The organism is Roseinatronobacter thiooxidans, assembly GCF_001870675.1.
In the GTDB taxonomy this organism is placed as follows: domain Bacteria; phylum Pseudomonadota; class Alphaproteobacteria; order Rhodobacterales; family Rhodobacteraceae; genus Roseinatronobacter; species Roseinatronobacter thiooxidans.
Map to the genome: position 1 here is coordinate 329,771 of NZ_MEHT01000001.1, position 15,872 is coordinate 345,642.

The 15,872-nt window shown below is 61.3% G+C and carries 18 protein-coding genes; 17 read left to right on the top strand and 1 reads right to left on the bottom strand.

Features of this window, described 5'->3' with window-relative positions:
- The first annotated feature begins 18 nt into the window (after nucleotides 1-18).
- From phoU to rpoN, 3 genes are all read left to right on the top strand, one after another.
- On the top strand, nucleotides 19-726 hold the full coding sequence (phoU, locus tag BG455_RS01440; protein ID WP_071468151.1) for a phosphate signaling complex protein PhoU: 708 nt from the start codon (nucleotides 19-21) through the stop codon (nucleotides 724-726).
- A gap of 5 nt (nucleotides 727-731) precedes the next feature.
- Nucleotides 732-1,427: a phosphate regulon transcriptional regulator PhoB gene (gene phoB / locus BG455_RS01445; protein ID WP_071468152.1), complete on the top strand. Its 696-nt coding sequence runs from the start codon at nucleotides 732-734 to the stop codon at nucleotides 1,425-1,427.
- A gap of 288 nt (nucleotides 1,428-1,715) precedes the next feature.
- Nucleotides 1,716-3,017 carry an RNA polymerase factor sigma-54 gene (rpoN, locus tag BG455_RS01450; protein ID WP_245735438.1) on the top strand — a complete coding sequence of 434 codons (1,302 nt, stop codon included), beginning with the start codon at nucleotides 1,716-1,718 and terminating at the stop codon, nucleotides 3,015-3,017.
- A 28-nt stretch (nucleotides 3,018-3,045) separates the two neighbouring features.
- Here the strand turns inward: rpoN and BG455_RS01455 are convergent, their stop codons facing one another.
- The gene (locus BG455_RS01455; RefSeq protein ID WP_071468154.1) at nucleotides 3,046-3,414 is read right to left on the bottom strand and encodes a hypothetical protein; all 369 of its coding nucleotides are present in this window, start codon (nucleotides 3,412-3,414) and stop codon (nucleotides 3,046-3,048) included.
- A 309-nt stretch (nucleotides 3,415-3,723) separates the two neighbouring features.
- Here BG455_RS01455 and BG455_RS01460 point away from each other — a divergent pair, with 309 nt between their 5' ends.
- The 14 genes from BG455_RS01460 (at nucleotide 3,724) to BG455_RS01525 (ending at nucleotide 15,865) form a co-directional block, all read left to right on the top strand.
- Nucleotides 3,724-5,595: a sensor histidine kinase gene (locus tag BG455_RS01460; RefSeq protein ID WP_071468155.1), complete on the top strand. Its 1,872-nt coding sequence runs from the start codon at nucleotides 3,724-3,726 to the stop codon at nucleotides 5,593-5,595.
- The gene (locus BG455_RS01465) at nucleotides 5,589-6,266 is read left to right on the top strand and encodes a response regulator transcription factor (RefSeq protein WP_071468156.1); all 678 of its coding nucleotides are present in this window, start codon (nucleotides 5,589-5,591) and stop codon (nucleotides 6,264-6,266) included. Before BG455_RS01460 ends, BG455_RS01465 begins: the two co-directional genes overlap by 7 nt.
- Before the next feature lie 114 nt (nucleotides 6,267-6,380).
- The gene (locus tag BG455_RS01470) at nucleotides 6,381-7,505 is read left to right on the top strand and encodes an aminodeoxychorismate synthase component I (protein ID WP_071468157.1); all 1,125 of its coding nucleotides are present in this window, start codon (nucleotides 6,381-6,383) and stop codon (nucleotides 7,503-7,505) included.
- Nucleotides 7,460-8,095, top strand: coding sequence for an aminotransferase class IV family protein (locus BG455_RS01475; protein ID WP_071468158.1), 636 nt, complete (start codon nucleotides 7,460-7,462; stop codon nucleotides 8,093-8,095). Before BG455_RS01470 ends, BG455_RS01475 begins: the two co-directional genes overlap by 46 nt.
- A 51-nt stretch (nucleotides 8,096-8,146) precedes the next feature.
- Nucleotides 8,147-8,359: a TIGR03643 family protein gene (locus tag BG455_RS01480; RefSeq protein ID WP_071468159.1), complete on the top strand. Its 213-nt coding sequence runs from the start codon at nucleotides 8,147-8,149 to the stop codon at nucleotides 8,357-8,359.
- Nucleotides 8,356-8,925, top strand: a complete 570-nt coding sequence (locus BG455_RS01485; RefSeq protein WP_071468160.1) for a pyridoxamine 5'-phosphate oxidase family protein — start codon at nucleotides 8,356-8,358, stop codon at nucleotides 8,923-8,925. Before BG455_RS01480 ends, BG455_RS01485 begins: the two co-directional genes overlap by 4 nt.
- 69 nt (nucleotides 8,926-8,994) lie before the next feature.
- The gene (locus BG455_RS01490; RefSeq protein WP_071468161.1) at nucleotides 8,995-9,483 is read left to right on the top strand and encodes a Na+/H+ antiporter subunit E; all 489 of its coding nucleotides are present in this window, start codon (nucleotides 8,995-8,997) and stop codon (nucleotides 9,481-9,483) included.
- Entirely contained in the window at nucleotides 9,480-9,794 is a 315-nt protein-coding gene (locus tag BG455_RS01495; RefSeq protein ID WP_071468162.1) for an MrpF/PhaF family protein, read from the top strand. Before BG455_RS01490 ends, BG455_RS01495 begins: the two co-directional genes overlap by 4 nt.
- A complete protein-coding gene (locus BG455_RS01500; protein ID WP_071468163.1) occupies nucleotides 9,787-10,071 on the top strand; it encodes a cation:proton antiporter in 285 nt (94 codons plus the stop codon). The genes BG455_RS01495 and BG455_RS01500 overlap by 8 nt, the downstream gene beginning before the upstream one ends.
- Nucleotides 10,068-10,994, top strand: a complete 927-nt coding sequence (locus BG455_RS01505; protein WP_071468164.1) for a hydrogenase subunit MbhD domain-containing protein — start codon at nucleotides 10,068-10,070, stop codon at nucleotides 10,992-10,994. Before BG455_RS01500 ends, BG455_RS01505 begins: the two co-directional genes overlap by 4 nt.
- A complete protein-coding gene (locus BG455_RS01510) occupies nucleotides 10,991-11,293 on the top strand; it encodes an NADH-quinone oxidoreductase subunit K (RefSeq protein ID WP_071468165.1) in 303 nt (100 codons plus the stop codon). Before BG455_RS01505 ends, BG455_RS01510 begins: the two co-directional genes overlap by 4 nt.
- Nucleotides 11,290-12,759, top strand: coding sequence for a complex I subunit 5 family protein (locus BG455_RS01515; protein ID WP_071468166.1), 1,470 nt, complete (start codon nucleotides 11,290-11,292; stop codon nucleotides 12,757-12,759). Before BG455_RS01510 ends, BG455_RS01515 begins: the two co-directional genes overlap by 4 nt.
- Complete coding sequence (locus tag BG455_RS01520; RefSeq protein WP_071468167.1) at nucleotides 12,756-14,219, top strand: complex I subunit 5 family protein; 1,464 nt, start codon at nucleotides 12,756-12,758, stop codon at nucleotides 14,217-14,219. The genes BG455_RS01515 and BG455_RS01520 overlap by 4 nt, the downstream gene beginning before the upstream one ends.
- On the top strand, nucleotides 14,216-15,865 hold the full coding sequence (locus BG455_RS01525; protein ID WP_071468168.1) for a complex I subunit 5 family protein: 1,650 nt from the start codon (nucleotides 14,216-14,218) through the stop codon (nucleotides 15,863-15,865). The genes BG455_RS01520 and BG455_RS01525 overlap by 4 nt, the downstream gene beginning before the upstream one ends.
- The last annotated feature ends 7 nt before the right edge of the window (nucleotides 15,866-15,872 follow it).

A 15,872-nucleotide genomic window follows, 5' to 3' on the forward strand; every position in this document is an offset into this window, starting at 1 on the left:
TGGAAAAGGACCAACACTATGAAACCGCATACGCTTTCGGCCTTTGATCGTGATCTTGAATCCATCAGCCTGAATGTCCTGACCATGGGCGGGCATGTCGAGGCGGCGATCATGAACGCCGCCCGCGCGCTGGAAAGCCGCGACGAAGACCTTGCTGCGCAAGTGGTGCAGGGCGACAAGGTGATCGACGCCGCCGAGGAAGAAATCAACAATCAGGTTGTGCGCCTGCTGGCCTTGCGCCAGCCCCATGCCGATGACCTGCGCGCCGCTGTGGCCGTTATGAAAATGGCGGGCGAGTTGGAGCGGCTGGGCGATTACGCCAAGAATATGGGCAAGCGCGTGCCTGTGCTGATCACCGCGCCCATGATCGAAGGCGCTGCCGGTGCGCTGCGCCGGCAGGCGCGGCTTGTGGGGCAAATGCTGAAAGACATGCTGGACGCCTTCGCCCGCAGGGATGCAGAGCTGGCGCGCGATGTCATCAGCCGCGATGTTGAAGTGGATGATATGACCAATGCGCTGTTTCGTGAATTCATCACCCATATGATGGAAGACCCGCGCAATATCACGCCCTGTCTGCATTACATCTTTATTGCCAAGAATATCGAACGCATGGGCGATCTGGTCACGCATGGTGCGGAACAGGTTATTTTCGTGACCGAGGGCAGACATGCCGAACTGCGCGAAAAGGGCCATTCCACAGCGACGATTGCCGCCCCGAAGGAGTGATTTGAATGTCGGATGCCGATACCCCGCTGGTTCTGATCGTCGATGACGAACCAGCACAGGTTGCATTGCTCAGCTATAACCTGAAAGCTGCGGGGTTTCGTATTGCCACGGCCAAGGATGGCGAAGAAGCCGTGCTGGCCGTGGCAGAGCTTGGCCCCGATGTGGTGCTTCTGGACTGGATGTTGCCGCGCCTGTCGGGGCTGGAAGCCTGCCGCCAGATCCGCGCCACGCGCGAGGGGCGCGAGGCGTCGATCATCATGGTCTCTGCGCGATCCGAGGAAGGCGACCGCGTGCGCGGGCTGGATACGGGCGCGGATGACTACATCATCAAACCCTATTCCGTGGCAGAACTGATTGCCCGCGTGCGCGCCAATCTGCGCCGCTTGCGCCCGACAAGCACCGGGCAGGTGCTGGAATTTAACGACATCCGGCTTGAACCTGACAGCTACCGCGTTACACGGGGCAGTGAAAGCCTGCATCTTGGCCCGACAGAATTCCGCCTGCTGGCCGCCTTCATGGAACGCCCCGGCAAGGTCTGGACGCGCGAGGCGTTGCTGGACAGGGTTTGGGGCCGCGACATCTATATCGACACGCGCACGGTGGATGTGCATGTGGGCCGGTTGCGCAAAACCCTATGCGCGGCGGGCGGCGAAGACCCGATCCGCACAGTGCGCGGTGCGGGCTATTCGCTGGCCGGATAAGCCCAGTCAGCCCTTTCACCAGGATCACTTCCTGAACATGCGACCGATCCGCTGTACCGTCAGGCGCGTGTTGTTTTGGCTGTCCGCCTTGTGAGATACCCTGCATTGCACTGAATTAGAGGCAAGGGGCATGCAAATTTAAGTCCTGCCGCCCAATGCTCCGCGCTTCCAACTAAAGAGAAGCTACGGTTCGTATCAGATAGCGGTAACTTCAGCGTTGGAAATAAGAACGCTGCAGAGAGCCCAATACCCATGTCAATGCAGTCGCATTTGGCGCGAAAACGATCTTTGGTTTTTACACCGCAATTGCAGCAGGCGATCAAGCTTCTTGTTCTCGATAACATCGGGCTTTCAGGCTATGCTCAAGCCCTTGCCGAAGAAAACCCGTTTATCGAGGTTTTGCAGCCGCAAGCCACACGCGCCATGCCGCGTGTCACAGGCCCCGGTGCAGAGGTTCGGGTTTATGACCCGATTTCGCTGATCGCAGATGCGGCAGCCGAGACGTTTCATGCGCAGGTTTTCAAGCAGGTTGATGAAGTTCTGGTCGCACCGGCTGACAGGGCCATCGGTTATGCGCTGGCGTCCCATCTGGAACCGTCAGGGTGGTTGCTTGCACCGCTGGACGCGATCGCGCGCAACCTTGGGGTGCCTGAGGATGGTGTCGCCCGCGTGCTTGCAACGCTGCATACTGTCGAGCCGCGCGGACTGTTTGCCCGAGGGTTGAAAGAGTGTTTGCGCCTGCAAATAGACGAAGACGCTTTGGACCGTGCGCAAATGTGCACGCTGATCGAGCATCTTGAACTGGTGCAAAAAGGGGCCTTTGCAGAGTTGCGCCGCAAGATTGGCTGCGCGAAAGACGAGTTGTCACAGTTGTTGCGTCGCCTGCGCGACCTGGACCCGAAACCCGGATTGCGCCTGTCGCACGGGAATTTTTCCCCGATCAGAGAACCCGACCTGCGCGCGTTCAAAGGCGCGGGTGGTAATTGGGTGGTGGAGTTGAACAACTCAACGCTGCCCACAATCTCGGTTGACGAAACCCTTGCGCGCCGCGTCAGAAAACTGGTGGCCAATGACCCGGACCGCGAATTCGTGCGCGACGCGCTTGGCACAGCGCGCTGGTTCACCCGCGCGATTGCGCAGCGCAACGAGACAAGCATAAAAGTGGCTGCCGAAATCGTGCGGTATCAGAAAGCATTTCTGGAACATGGGATGCCGCACATGCGGCCCCTCAAGCTAAAGACGATTGCAGAGGCGGTTGGCCTCCATGAAAGCACAATAAGCCGTGTGACATCTTCCATGATGATGCAGGTTCCACATGGCTGTTTCCCTCTCAAGATATTTTTCAGCGCCGCCATCGACAGCAATAATTGCGATGAGGGGGCCTCGGCGCATGTGGTGCGTGCGCGGATTCGCACTTTGGTGCAGCAAGAACCCCGCCGCTGCCCGCTAAGCGATGATACCATAACCCGCCGTCTGCATGACGAGGGGTTCCACATCGCGCGTAGAACTGTGGCGAAATACAGAAAGCTGGATCGTATTCCGTCCTCATCGCAACGCTGCCGCAGCTATTATCTGGTGGCGGCGCTATAGCCCTGACCATGCGACTGGTTTGCAGCGGTCAGCTATAGCTCCATTTCGGGTATTGGAAGGAATAATCTATCGGGGTCGCACTGGCCGTGATCGCTGCTTGGGCGGCTGCGGCATTGCGCGACCGCAGCAGTGACAACTCGGTTTTCAGAACCTCGCGCAGGCGCCGGATCGACGTTTCGCCACAATGGGGAAGGTGCCTGCAGGCATCAAGGAAATCGCTGAGAGCGAAAGCGTCAGAGACAAGCTGCTCTAGCGTGACGCGCTCTAGCAGCGGGCTTTCAAGAAATTCGCGCCGCACGCGCACTTTTGGATGCCGATCTCGCAGGATCTGGGCGATCGAGCATTGCGCCAGTTCATAACTGCGCGTTGCTATTCTGCAATAGGTCAAGATCGTCATACATGCGCGATATCCTTTTCACTCACCTGCGTTTTCTGTTGGTTTCGCGCGGTCATCCGTGGCGTGACTCGGCGCGTTGTTGGCTTTTGTAGGGTTTTTTAATCGCGTTTTAAAGATATCTTTCCGGTGCCAAAGCTCTATAAAGACATGATGCACAAACTATAGATAATCCATGTGCGGTATCGCATGGGGTGTTGCGCGTTCGTTTGGTTTTGCACCAAAAGACCCCTGATGATGGGATTGAAAACCTTTTTAGGCAGATTATGCTGAGACCGGACAGGTACAAGAAGAATATGCGATTGCAGCCTGATGCGTGACGCATCCTACCGATATTGCCATTTGTTCAGGCGCGCGTTCTGCGCGCTGGCTGTCTTGTTGGCAGTGTTTTCCCTATATGTCCCGGCAGGCTTTGCTGCGACCGAATTGATCGTCTCGGTCGAGAAGTTGGAAGATAGAACCGCGTCCTTCACCTTTGAAGATGTGATCAATATGCCCTTCCAGCCCGCGAGACAGGTTCTTGCAGAAGGGTATAGATCACCAGTCTACTGGTTGCGGGTGAAAGTTGCGCCTTCGCCCGATGGCACTGATGGGGTGATGCTTGTCCGTCCAACAATCTTGGATAAAGTCACCTTGTTTCAACCTGCCGAGGCAGAGGCAGGTGCCTGGGCCGTGCACCCCGCCAGCGGCGCTTATATCCCAGAGGCGCAAGTCTGGCCGTCAACGCACCGCACCTTTCGATTGCCAGCAAGCCCGTCAGAGGTAGAGTATTACCTGCGCGTGGAATCGGTCGGGGCGATTGCGGCGCATATCTCGGTTTTGCCTTTGGTCGATGCACGGTTGCTGAGCACGCAAATAAACATAACACAGCTTATATATCTGGCCTTTATGCTGTTTGTAATGCTTTGGGCTGTGCGGATGGCGTTTGTCACACAAGAGGGACTGTACTGGCTGTTTGCCATCACGCTTGTGGTTTTTATCATCCATAACATTCAGTTTTTCGGATATCTAGCGATCATCATTCCTCCGGATTTCAGAGAGATATTCGCAAGCCTGTTTCGGACAAATGTGTTTCTGGCGTCAATAGTGTCGGTCATTTTTCATAAAGCTGTCTTAATGCGGTACCGCCCGGCTTGGTTTGCCTTAAGACTGTTTGATGTCATGATGATTGGCATGATTGTAAGTATGCTGTTGTTTTGGGCTGGGTTTGGCAGCTTTGCGTTGCAGCTAAATGCAATATTTGTCGCTATCGCACCTTTTGTTTTTTTGCTGAATGCCTTTACCGCGCGTCGGGAAGCCTCGCCGGGGTTGGTCACCATGCGGGTGATCTATGCGCTTTTGTCGGGCGCCGTTTTGTTATGGGTCACTGCATTGCTGGGCTTGTCGAATGTCGGTGGCACTGCGCTTTACGGGGCAATGTTCCATGGGCTGGTGACGGCGCTGCTGATGTTTGTGATCCTGCATTTGCATGGGCGCAACCTAATAAATAACGCCCTGACGGCACGGATTGCGATGGCGGAAATGGAGCAGCGCCGCGACACAGAGCGCGAACAAGCCCTTATCCTGGAGCAATTCATCAACATGCTGACGCATGAAACACGAAATGCAATGGCCGTCGTCAATATGTCCGTATCAGCGCCAAGTTTTGGCGAACGGCAACGACAGCGTGTGTCTGATGCGATTGCCGCGCTGGATGGTATTGTCGAGCGGTGTAGCGAAGCCATCCGGCTTGACAGGAAAACCCATTCCATCAAGTCAGAAGTCTGCAATGTCGGCATGCTTCTTCAAACCCTGTGCGACACCAACCCACAGAGCGCGCGCCTTGTTATGACAGGCGAAGGGGCTTGCATTGTCAAAAGCGATCCGCTGTTGCTGGAAGTGGTCTTTCACAATCTCATTGATAATGCCCTTAAATATGCGAAAGATGACACACCAATCAATATCCGCTACGGATCGGACCAAAATGCGTGTATGATCTATTTCGAGAATGCAGTCGGCGCAGCATCCATGCCAGACCCCGCGCGTGTCTTTGAAAAATATTATCGTCATCCGAAAGCAAAAAACCAGATCGGGTCGGGGTTGGGGCTATATATTGTCGATGGGCTTCTGCGGTTGCTTGGCGGAGAGGTTTTTTACAGGTCAAGCGCGGAAACAGTGGAATTCAGGGTATCTTTGCCATGCTGAATATAGCGATTGTCGAAGACAACACCTCGCTGCGCGAGTCGCTGGTGGATCTTTTATCGGCTGTCGGGCGTCAGGTGACAGGGTTTGAAGATGCTGAAAGCTTCTGGGCCAAGACGACACTTGGCCCGCAAGATATTGTGATACTGGACCTTAACCTGCCCGGTGTTGACGGGCTTGGTGTTGCAAAACGCCTGCGCTCCTCCAATCCCAGTGTTGGAATCATCATGCTGTCGGCGCGTGGTGAACCGGAAGACCGGCGCTTTGGGTATGAAAGCGGCGCTGACATTTATCTGGCCAAACCCAGTTCTGCCGCTGAACTCACCTCCTCGGTCGAGGCGCTTGCGCGGCGGTTGAACCTTGCCAAGCCTGTGCCGCAAGGGCTGATGCTGGACACAGTCACCCTGACGCTTGCCGGACCAGCAGGGCAGGCGCAACTCTCTGCCAGCGAAGCTGAACTCCTGGTGGAATTCCAGCGCGCCCCTGACAACCGGCTGGATTTCCAGACGATCAGCGCGATTGCAACGCGCGATGTTGACCTGAGCAAGGCCGCGATCGAGGTGCGCATCGTGCGCCTGCGCAAGAAGCTGAAAGATGCAGGGGCAGAGGGGCAACCGCTGCAAGCGATACGGCATCGGGGGTATCAGCTTTCTGTGCCGCTTGTTATTGGCTGATGGCACAATACACCGGCGCGCGGGCCGCGCCATGCTGCGATACCATGCCCCCCCTGTTCCCCGCGCCCGATTTGCCCTATCTGTGCCAAGCTTGAAACAAAGGGCGGATCACGCGTGCGGATACGGTTTGATAAAGGTCCCGATGGTTGCGCCGCATGGTTCGACGATGCGCAGGCCTTGATCACCGCGCGCACCCCCGCAGAGGTGGGACAAGCCTTTGCCCAGATGAACGATGCGCTGGAACAGGGCAAATGGCTGTCGGGCTACGCCACTTACGAGCTGGGCTACGCGTTGGAGTCGCGCCTGCAGGGGCTAATGCCCGAAACCCGTATTCTGCCGCTTGTGTGTTTCGGGGTGTATGACAGTCCCACCGGCGCGGCCCCTTTGGCAGCAGGCCATGCAGCATTGCACAGCCTTGAACCGCGATGGGACATGGCCACCTATGCGCGGGCTTTCGCGCGCTTGCATGACTGGATCGGCACAGGCGACATCTATCAGGCCAATCTGACCTTCCCGATAGAGGCGCAAGTCTCTGGCGCGTCAGTTGCGCTATATGCCGCGCTAAGCGCGCGTCAGACGGTGGGCCATGGCGCGCTTGTCTTGCAGCAAGACTTGCCAGATTTGCTGTCGCGTTCGCCCGAATTGTTTTTCCGCATCACGCAAGACGGCCAGATTGCCACCCGCCCGATGAAAGGCACCATGCCGCGCGGCGCGACCAAGCTGGAGGATGCAGAGCTGCGCGCGCGCCTTGCCTCGGACCCCAAGATTCAGGCTGAAAACCTGATGATCGTGGATTTGCTGCGCAATGACATCAGCCGCCTGTGCAAGGTAGGCAGCGTCAAGGTGCCAGAGCTTTTCGCGGTCGAAACATATGCCACTGTGCATCAGATGACATCGCTTGTGACCGGCCAGTTAAGCGCTGGTCACAAGGTGGGCGATATGTTTCAGGCGCTGTTCCCCTGCGGGTCGATCACCGGCGCGCCGAAGCTGCGCGCGATGGAGATTATTCGCGCGCTGGAACCGTCCCCGAGAGAGGCATATTGTGGCGCGATCGGCTGGTTTGCGCCAGACGGGCGGGCAGATTTCAACGTGGCGATCCGTACCTTGATGGTGCAAAATGGCCGCGCGGTGTTGAATGTGGGCGGCGGTGTGGTCTGGGATTCGACTGCCTCTGCGGAATATGAGGAAGCATTGTGGAAAGCACGCTACGCAACCGCGTTCCACACGGAACCCGCCTGATCGAAACCTTTGGCTGGTATCCCGGCTTGCGCCATGCCGAGTTGCATCTGGCGCGGCTGGCACGCAGCGCCGATGCGCTGGGCTTTCCGTTCGATGCGCGCCGCGCACGCGCGTTGATGCAGCAAGACAGCGTTCTGCCCCTGCGCTGCCGCCTGACGCTGGATCACGCAGGCGCGCTGGATGTGACCACGGCCCCCCTGCCCCCTGCGCCACTGCGCTGGCGCGTGCGTGTGGCAGCGGAGAGGGTTCGCGCAGATGATCCGTGGCTGGCGGTCAAATCGACCCAGCGCGGGCTATATGACCATCTGCGCGCCACGCTGCCAGAGGGGGTGGATGAATGGCTGTTCCTGAATGAACGCGATGAACTGGCCGAGGGGACGATTACCAATATCTTTGTGGAAATGCCCGATGGCCGCAAGCTGACCCCTGCGCGCGACTGTGGCGTGTTGCCGGGCATCTTGCGGGCCAGTCTGCTGGCCGATGGCTGGGCCGAAGCCCGCCTGACCCTGCCAGACCTGCACCGCGCCACGCATGTCTATATGGGCAACGCCCTGCGTGGGCTGATCCCCGTGGATATTGTCGCGCGTTGACTTTTCGCGTGCACACCACAGTTTGCGCAACTGAAACACAGGATCGCCCTCATGACCAGACACGCCCCCGACCCCGCAACCACAAGCGAGATTATCGAGATGGCGTTAAGCGATCATGTCAGTTTCGAGCAGATCCGCGCGCAGCACGGGCTAGGTCCGGATGAGGTGAAAACCCTGATGCGCCAAAGCCTGAAACCCGGCAGCTACCGCGCATGGCGCAAGCGCGTGCGCGCGTTTGGCACACGGCGAGAGGCGTATAAATGAATGCGGACCCCCACCCATGGGCGGCGGAACTGGCAAGCCTGCATGCGCAGGTCTGGACGCGGCTTTTGCGCGGCGTTCATGACCGCCACGCCGCCGCACGCCACCTAACCCTTGCCACTGTAACGCCAGCGGGCATGCCACAGGCCCGCACAGTTGTCTTGCGCGCCGCAGACATGGCGGCGGGCAGTCTGGATATTCACACGGATCTGCATTCGGCCAAGGTGGCGCAAGTGCGCGCGACCCCTTTCGCCGCGCTGCATGTCTGGGACAGTGCCGCACATCTGCAACTGCGGCTAGAGGCAGAGGTGGCAATCCTGACCGGCGCGGAAGTGGCCCATATCTGGGCGCGTGTGCCTGCGCCATCGCGGCTGGCCTATGGCAGCACGCCCGCCACAGGCCAGCCGATTGCGCATTCGCTGGCCTATCGCAAAACCCCCGATCCGGCCAGTTTTGCTGTGTTGCGTCTGAATATCGGCGCAATGGATGTCGTGCATCTTGGCCCTGACCACCGCCGCGCGCGGTTTATGCGCGCGGATGGCTGGGCAGGGGAATGGCTGGCACCCTAGACGCGCGCAGGGGTGCTAAAGCAAACCCATGTGGTTGCGCCGCGCGATGCTGAACCCTAACATAGCCCAATGACCCGTGTTTTGCTGACAGCACTCATTCATCGCGCGCTGCTTCTGGGGGGCGCATGGCTGGCTTTGACCAGCGCGGCGCTTGAAGCCTTGGCGCCGGGCGCTGTGGCCGTTGCCGTGGCGGTATGGCTAAGCTTGCGCTTGCTGCCCCCGAAACACCCGTTCGCGCTATGGCGGCTGGCGCGCCATGTGCCGCGCTTTGTTGCAGGCTCGGTCGTCGGGGGTGTGGATGTGGCGCGGCGCGCGTTCTCGCCTGACATGCGCCTGAATCCCGGCTGGCTGGAACTTCCAAGCGATTTGCCGGATGGGGCGCGCGTGGCTTTGGGGGGCGAATTGTCGCTGATGCCGGGCACATTGTCCGCAGGCACCGAGGATGGCAAGCTGCTGGTCCATCTGCTGGACACAGACGCGGGCTTTGACCGCGCCATCCCGCGAGAGGCCGAGGAGATTGCCGCCATCATCGGCCAAGCCCGCAGCGCGCGCGGGTGACGGTCTGGCTGCATATCGTGGCCATTGTGCTGCTTGCCAGCCTTGGCGGGGCGCTGTGGCGGGTCTGGCGTGGGCGATCGCAGGCCGACCGGATGATGGCCGCGCAACTGATCGGCACCAGCGGGGTTGCAGTATTGATCGTGCTGGCGGCGTTGCAGGACTGGACACTTCTGGTCGTGGCTTTCGCGCTGGCACTGCTGGCGGCCCTTGCGGCGGTGGGTTTTGTGACGTCGCAAAGCCCCGATGGCGCGGGCGACCCGGAAGAAGCGCACCCCCCAAAGGGCTGGCGGGACAGGGGGCGGAATGGCTGATCTGGCAACCTATCTGCTGACAGGGCTGGGGCTTGTGTTTTTCATCGCAGGCACAGTGGGACTGGTCCGTTTTCCGGACCAGTTCAGCCGCCTGCATGCCCTGACCAAGGGCGACAATCTGGGCCTTGGTTTCATCGCGCTTGGGGTGGCATTTCAGGCCGAAAGCTGGGCGCAACTGGCCATGCTGGCGCTGATCTGGGTGCTGGCGCTGCTGGCCGCAGGCACGGTTGCGCAGCTTGTGGCCCGCGCGGCGCTGACCGAACAGGACAAGCCATGAGTGTGGCGCTGGACATCACGCTTTGCGCGCTGGTCCTGGGTGTGGGATGGGCAACTGTCGCAGGGCATGGCGTGTTTCGCGCGGTGATCTTTTTCATCACCTACGGGCTGTTGCTGGCGATTGTCTGGGCGCGACTGGGCGCCTATGACGTGGCCTTGGCCGAGGCCGCGATCAGTGCGGGTCTCACGGGCGTGTTGCTGCTGGCCGCGCATGGGCGCTTGCGCCGCCTGAATGCCAGTCAAGAGGTGCCCTTGCACCTGAACCTGCCTGCCGCTGTTGTGGCTGTCGGGATTGCTGCGGGGCTGGGCTGGGCGTGGTTCGCGCTGCCAGCCCCCACCGCGCCCGACCTGTCGCAGGCGCTGCCGCAATCGGGCGTGGGAAACCCTGTCACGGCAGTGCTGCTGAATTTCCGCGCATGGGACACGTTGTTGGAAAGCGTCATCTTGCTGGCCGCGCTGCTGGGCCTGTGGATGCTGGCGCGCGATCATGCGTGGGATAAACCGCTGGGCCTGCCCTACCATGCACGGCCGGGCGGTGTGCTGGCCAGTTTCGGGCGCGTTCTGCCGCCGATTGGGTTAATTTTCGGGGTATATCTGGTCTGGGCCGGGGCCGACACAACCGGCGGCGCGTTTCAGGGGGGCACAGTGCTGGCAGCGGTGTGCCTTGTCACAATCATGGCGGGAGTCTTGCACGCGCCGCGCGTGGAACAGGCGGCATGGCGCGCAGCCCTTGTGCTGGGGCCGGGGGTGTTTGTGTTGTCCGGCATCGCGGGTGCAGTATTCGCGCAAGGGTTTCTGGCGCTTCCCCCCGCGCTGGCAAAACCCGCCATCGTGACGATCGAAGCGGCGCTGACTGTATCCATCGCCGTGACGTTGGTTTTGCTGGTCATAGGCCCGCCCGATGAAGGGGAGCAAGACGCATGAGTCTGACGCTTTTTGCCCTGACAGGTGCGGCGCTGGTGGGCCTTGGTGTCTATGGCCTGTTGGCGCGCCCGCATATGCTGCGCCGGATCATTGCGTTCAACCTCATCGGCTCTGGCCTGTTTTTGTTTTTCGGCGCGGCAGCCGCGCGCGGCACGGGGCTGGACCCTATTCCGCAAGCGCTGATCATTACCGGCATTGTTGTGGCGCTTTCGGCCAGCGCGCTGGCGGTGGGGCTGGTGGTGGCGCTGGCGCGCAGTTCCGGCACGGCCTATCTGCCAGATGAAGAGGGCCGCTTGTGACTGCGCTGGTCGCCGGTCTGACCCTGCCGCTACTGGCCGCATTCGCCGCCATTGCGCTGCCCATGCGCGCGCGGGTGCCTGCGGCGCTGTTGGGCGCGGGGCTGACGCTGGCGGCATCGCTGTGGCTGGCGGTCGTGGTCTGGCAGACTGGTCCTGTCACCCTGTCGCTTGGCGGCTGGCAGCCCCCGATTGGCATAGCATTGCGCGCAGACGGGCTGGGTGCGGCACTTGGGGTGATGACGGCGCTGGTCATGACGGCAGTTGCACTGGCCGCGCGGCATGAAATGGCGGCAAGTGTGGCAGGCCCGCGCGCCGGTTTCGGGTTCTGGCCGCTGATGCTGCTGCTATGGGCCACGATGAACGCCGCTTTCGTGTCGCGTGATCTGTTCAACCTCTATGTGGTGCTGGAGTTGATCACGCTGAGTGCCGTGGCGCTGGTGGCGATTTCGGGCAAGGCCGAAGCGATTGCCGCGGCCTTGCGCTACTTGCTGTTCGCGCTGGCGGGGTCATTGCTGTATCTGGCGGGGGTGGTGCTGACCTATGCCGCGCATGGCACGCTGGACATCTCGCTTCTGGCTGCGCGCATGGCCGCACCCTCGGATGCGCTGGCCTTGGGGCTGATGACCGCCGGTTTGCTGGTCAAGACTGCGCTGTTTCCGTTCCATGTCTGGCTGCCCCATGCCCATTCTGCCGCCCCTGCGCCGGCCTCGGCGCTTTTGTCGGCGCTGGTGCCCAAAGCCTCGCTGCTGATCCTGCTGCGCCTGTGGTTCGAGGCGATGCCGGACCTTGCCGCCCCCGCCGCCCTTCTGACCCTTGCAAGCCTTGGCGCGATGGCGGTAATCTGGGGCGGGTTGTTGGCCTTGGCCCAAGCGCGGCTGAAGCTGATTGTTGCCTATTCGACTGTTGCACAGCTTGGCTATATCTTCTTGGTGTTCCCCCTTGCTGGTGGCGATGGAGGCGCGCAGGTTTGGGCTGCGGGCGCATGGACCGGGGCCATATTCCAGACCCTTAGCCACGGGCTGGCCAAGGCGGCCATGTTTCTGGTGGCAGGCATTTACCTTGTGGCTATGGGCAGTGACCGCCTGAGCGATTTGCGCGGCATGGCGCGGGCCTTGCCGATGACGGGCTTTGCCTTTGCGCTGGCGTCGATCACGCTGATGGGCTTGCCCCCCTCGGGCGGGTTTACCGCGAAATACCTGCTGATGACGGCGGCCTTTGCGTCTGGCCAATGGGCATGGGCCTTGGTGCTGGCGGCTGGCGGGTTGCTGGCGGCGGCGTATCTGTACCGCCCCCTGGCCGCGATTTTCGCGCGCGAGAGTGCTGTTGCCCCGCGCGCCATCCCGCGCAGCTGGCAAGCCATCCCGCTTGGTCTGGCGGTGCTGTCGGTCGCCTTGGGCCTGTTGTCTTCGGTCCCGTTCGAGTTCTTGCAGATCGGCCGCCCCGACCCAGCGGCGGAGGGGTTATGACAACCGCGCTGCCTGTGCTGCTGCTGATGACCTCGCTTCTGCCTGCGGGGGTGACGTTCTTTCTGGCGCAAGACAGTCACGCCCTGCGCAATGCGTTGCAACTGGGTGGGGCGGTGCTGAAACTGGCGCTGATTATCTGGATGCTGTTTGCCGTGGCAGATGGCGCGGCATACGAGGCTGAGTTTCCCCTTGCCCCCGGTCTGGTCGTGTTGCTGCGGGTCGATGCGCTGGCGCTGCTGTTCATCTCGCTTTCGGCCACGCTGTGGTTTCTGACAACCATCTACGCGATTGCCTATTTCGGCACCAAGGCCGAGTTGTCGCGGTTTTTCGGGTTTTTCAGCCTGTGTGTCGCGGCCACAACGGGGCTGGCGCTGTCAGGGTCGCTGATTTCCTTTTTCATCTTTTTTGAATTGCTCACGCTTAGCACCTGGCCCTTGGTGGCGCATAAGCAAGACAAGCCGTCACTGCGGGCGGCGCGGGTTTATTTCGCTTATGCCCTGCCCGGATCGGCGGCGCTGCTCTGGGCGATTATCTGGCTGGAAAGTGCGACAGGGCCTGTCCTGTTTACCGAACCGCCAGACCTGAGCGGGCTGGACCCTGCCGCCCTGCGCGCCATTTTCGCGCTGTTCATCATCGGGGTGGGGGTAAAGGCCGGTCTGGTGCCGCTGCATGGCTGGTTGCCTGCGGCCATGGCAGCCCCCGCGCCCGTTTCAGCGCTGCTGCATGCGGTGGCCGTGGTGAAGGCGGGCGCATTTGGTGTGGTGCGCGTGGTCTATGACGTGTTCGGGGCGGAGAATATGACAGCGCTTGGGGTGGGTGTGCCGCTGGCGATTGTGGCGTCTTTCACCATTATCTGGGGGTCTGTCCGTGCGTTGCAGCAAGACGAGATCAAGAAGCGGCTGGCCTTCTCGACCGTCTCTCAGGTAAGCTACATCGTGCTTGGGGCCGCACTTGCCAGCCCCTTGGCGATGATCGGCGGGCTGGTGCATCTGATCCATCAGGGGTTGATGAAGATCACACTGTTTTTCTGCGCAGGCATTTTTGACGAACGCGCGGGCGTCAAACGGATTGACGGGCTGAACGGGATGGGCGCGCAAATGCCATGGACCTCGGCCTGTTTCAGTATTGGCGCTTTGGGCATGATTGGCCTGCCGCCGCTGGCGGGGTTTGTCAGCAAGTTCTACCTTGGCCTTGGCGCGTTGGAAGCGGGCGCGCCTTGGGTACTGGCGGTGCTGCTGGCGTCAACCTTTCTGAATGCGGCGTATTTCCTGCCAATCCTGTATCGTCTATGGTTCCTGCCACTGGCAAGCGGTGCAAAAGGCGATGACCGCGCGCCGGGGCTTGTCGTGCCTGCCGTGGTGACGGCGGCGGCGACTGTAGGGGTTGGGATGCTGGCGGCCAGCCCGATCAGCCCGCTGGGCTGGGCCACCTTGATTGTCACGCAGGGGTATGGGCCATGAACGCGCTTTATTCCGGATCGCTTGCGCCTTTCGCCGTGCTGCTATGGCCCTTGCTGATAGGGGTGGTGCCTGTGGTGCCGCGCTGGCGCGACACTGCGCTGCGGCTGTTGCCGCTGGCCCCCTTGCCCGCGCTGGCCTTTGCCATGGCAGGGGCACCGGGGGCTGTGGTGTTCCCTGACCTGATGCTGGGGGTGGAGCTTGCGGCAGGGCCGGATTCGGCCTTGTTGCTGGGTATGACGGCCTTGGTCTGGGCGGTTGCGGGCTGGTACGGGGCGCAGACCATGGCCCGCGGGCGCGAGGCGGGCATCTTCACAGGCTTCTGGTGCCTGACGCTGGCGGGCAATCTGGGGGTGTATCTGGCCGCTGACATCATCACCTTCTATGTTGCCTTCGCCGCAGTTTCGCTGGCTGCGTGGTTTTTGGTGGTCCATGACCGGACCAAGGCGGCGCTGGGGGCAGGGCGGGTCTATATTACGCTTGCCGTGCTGGGCGAGGCGGCGTTGCTGACCGGCCTGATGATCGGCGCGGCGCAGGCCGAGGATTTGCAGATCGCCACTGTTCGCGCGGCATTCACTGATGCGCCGCTTGGCCCGCTGGGGGTGGGTTTGCTGATCGCAGGCTTTGGCATAAAGGCAGGTATGGTGCCGCTGCATGTGTGGCTGCCGCTTGCGCATCCGGCGGCCCCAGTGGCGGGGTCTGCGGTGCTGTCGGGTGCGATTGTCAAGGCGGGGCTGATCGGCATGTTGCTGCTGCTGCCCGAGGCGACGGGCTGGCGCATGGTGCTGGTTGTGCTTGGCCTGTTGGGCGCGTTTGGCGCGGCACTTTGGGGGCTGACCCAGCGCAACCCGAAAGCGGTGCTGGCCTATTCCACAGTCAGCCAGATGGGTCTGTTGCTGGTGCTTGTGGGTGCAGGCTCGCAGGGGGTGGCCTACTTTGCGCTGCATCATGGGATGGCCAAAGGCGCGCTGTTTCTCTGCGTTGGCATGATGATGCTTGCGACCAGCCCCTTGCAGCGCCGCGCGGTGCTGGGGCTGGCGGGGTCTGCGGTGCTGTCGGTTGCGGGCTTGCCGCTGACGGGCGGTGCCTTGGCCAAACTGGCGGCGAAAGAGGGGGTGGGCGACATGCTTTCCCTTGCCCTGACACTTAGCAGTGTAACCACCACGCTTGTTCTTGGCTGGTTCCTGTTCCGCCTTGCAGACCTGCCCGCAAAACCCGCGCAGATACCGCAGTGGCGCGGGCTGTTTGCCGCGATTGCGGGGCTTGCGGCACTGGCCCTTGCGCTGCCTTGGCTGCTGTGGCCCGGTGCTGTGGCCTTGCCGCGCGGCTACCCGTTCCAGCCCGCGACGATGCTGGAGGGGCTTTGGCCGATGCTGCTGGGGCTGGTGGCGCTTGCCTTGGCCCGCCGCTTGGCGCTGCCAGATTACCCGCCGGGGGATGTGCTGGTATTCCTGCCCACGCAAAAGCTGCGACCCGTCTTGCAACTGCCAGTTGGCAGACAGGGCAGACTATACCGCAAACGCCCCGTGCTGCGGCTGTTGCTGATGTGCAAACTGGCCGAAAGGTGGCTGCTGCATTGGCCGATTGCAGGCTCTGCCCTGATGGGGGCGGCGCTGGCATTCGCGGCGATGGTCTGGTTTGCCGTCTAATCGCTGC

Bases quoted from the DNA above. Each gene is read 5' to 3' on its own strand.
- phoU (WP_071468151.1), top strand. From the start codon at position 19: ATGAAACCGCATACGCTTTCGGCCTTTGATCGTGATCTTGAATCCATC.
- phoB (WP_071468152.1), top strand. From the start codon at position 732: ATGTCGGATGCCGATACCCCGCTGGTTCTGATCGTCGATGACGAACCA.
- BG455_RS01455 (WP_071468154.1), bottom strand. From the start codon at position 3,414: ATGACGATCTTGACCTATTGCAGAATAGCAACGCGCAGTTATGAACTG.
- BG455_RS01460 (WP_071468155.1), top strand. From the start codon at position 3,724: ATGCGTGACGCATCCTACCGATATTGCCATTTGTTCAGGCGCGCGTTC.
- BG455_RS01465 (WP_071468156.1), top strand. From the start codon at position 5,589: ATGCTGAATATAGCGATTGTCGAAGACAACACCTCGCTGCGCGAGTCG.
- BG455_RS01480 (WP_071468159.1), top strand. From the start codon at position 8,147: ATGACCAGACACGCCCCCGACCCCGCAACCACAAGCGAGATTATCGAG.
- BG455_RS01485 (WP_071468160.1), top strand. From the start codon at position 8,356: ATGAATGCGGACCCCCACCCATGGGCGGCGGAACTGGCAAGCCTGCAT.
- BG455_RS01490 (WP_071468161.1), top strand. From the start codon at position 8,995: ATGACCCGTGTTTTGCTGACAGCACTCATTCATCGCGCGCTGCTTCTG.
- BG455_RS01500 (WP_071468163.1), top strand. From the start codon at position 9,787: ATGGCTGATCTGGCAACCTATCTGCTGACAGGGCTGGGGCTTGTGTTT.
- BG455_RS01505 (WP_071468164.1), top strand. From the start codon at position 10,068: ATGAGTGTGGCGCTGGACATCACGCTTTGCGCGCTGGTCCTGGGTGTG.
- BG455_RS01510 (WP_071468165.1), top strand. From the start codon at position 10,991: ATGAGTCTGACGCTTTTTGCCCTGACAGGTGCGGCGCTGGTGGGCCTT.
- BG455_RS01520 (WP_071468167.1), top strand. From the start codon at position 12,756: ATGACAACCGCGCTGCCTGTGCTGCTGCTGATGACCTCGCTTCTGCCT.
- BG455_RS01525 (WP_071468168.1), top strand. From the start codon at position 14,216: ATGAACGCGCTTTATTCCGGATCGCTTGCGCCTTTCGCCGTGCTGCTA.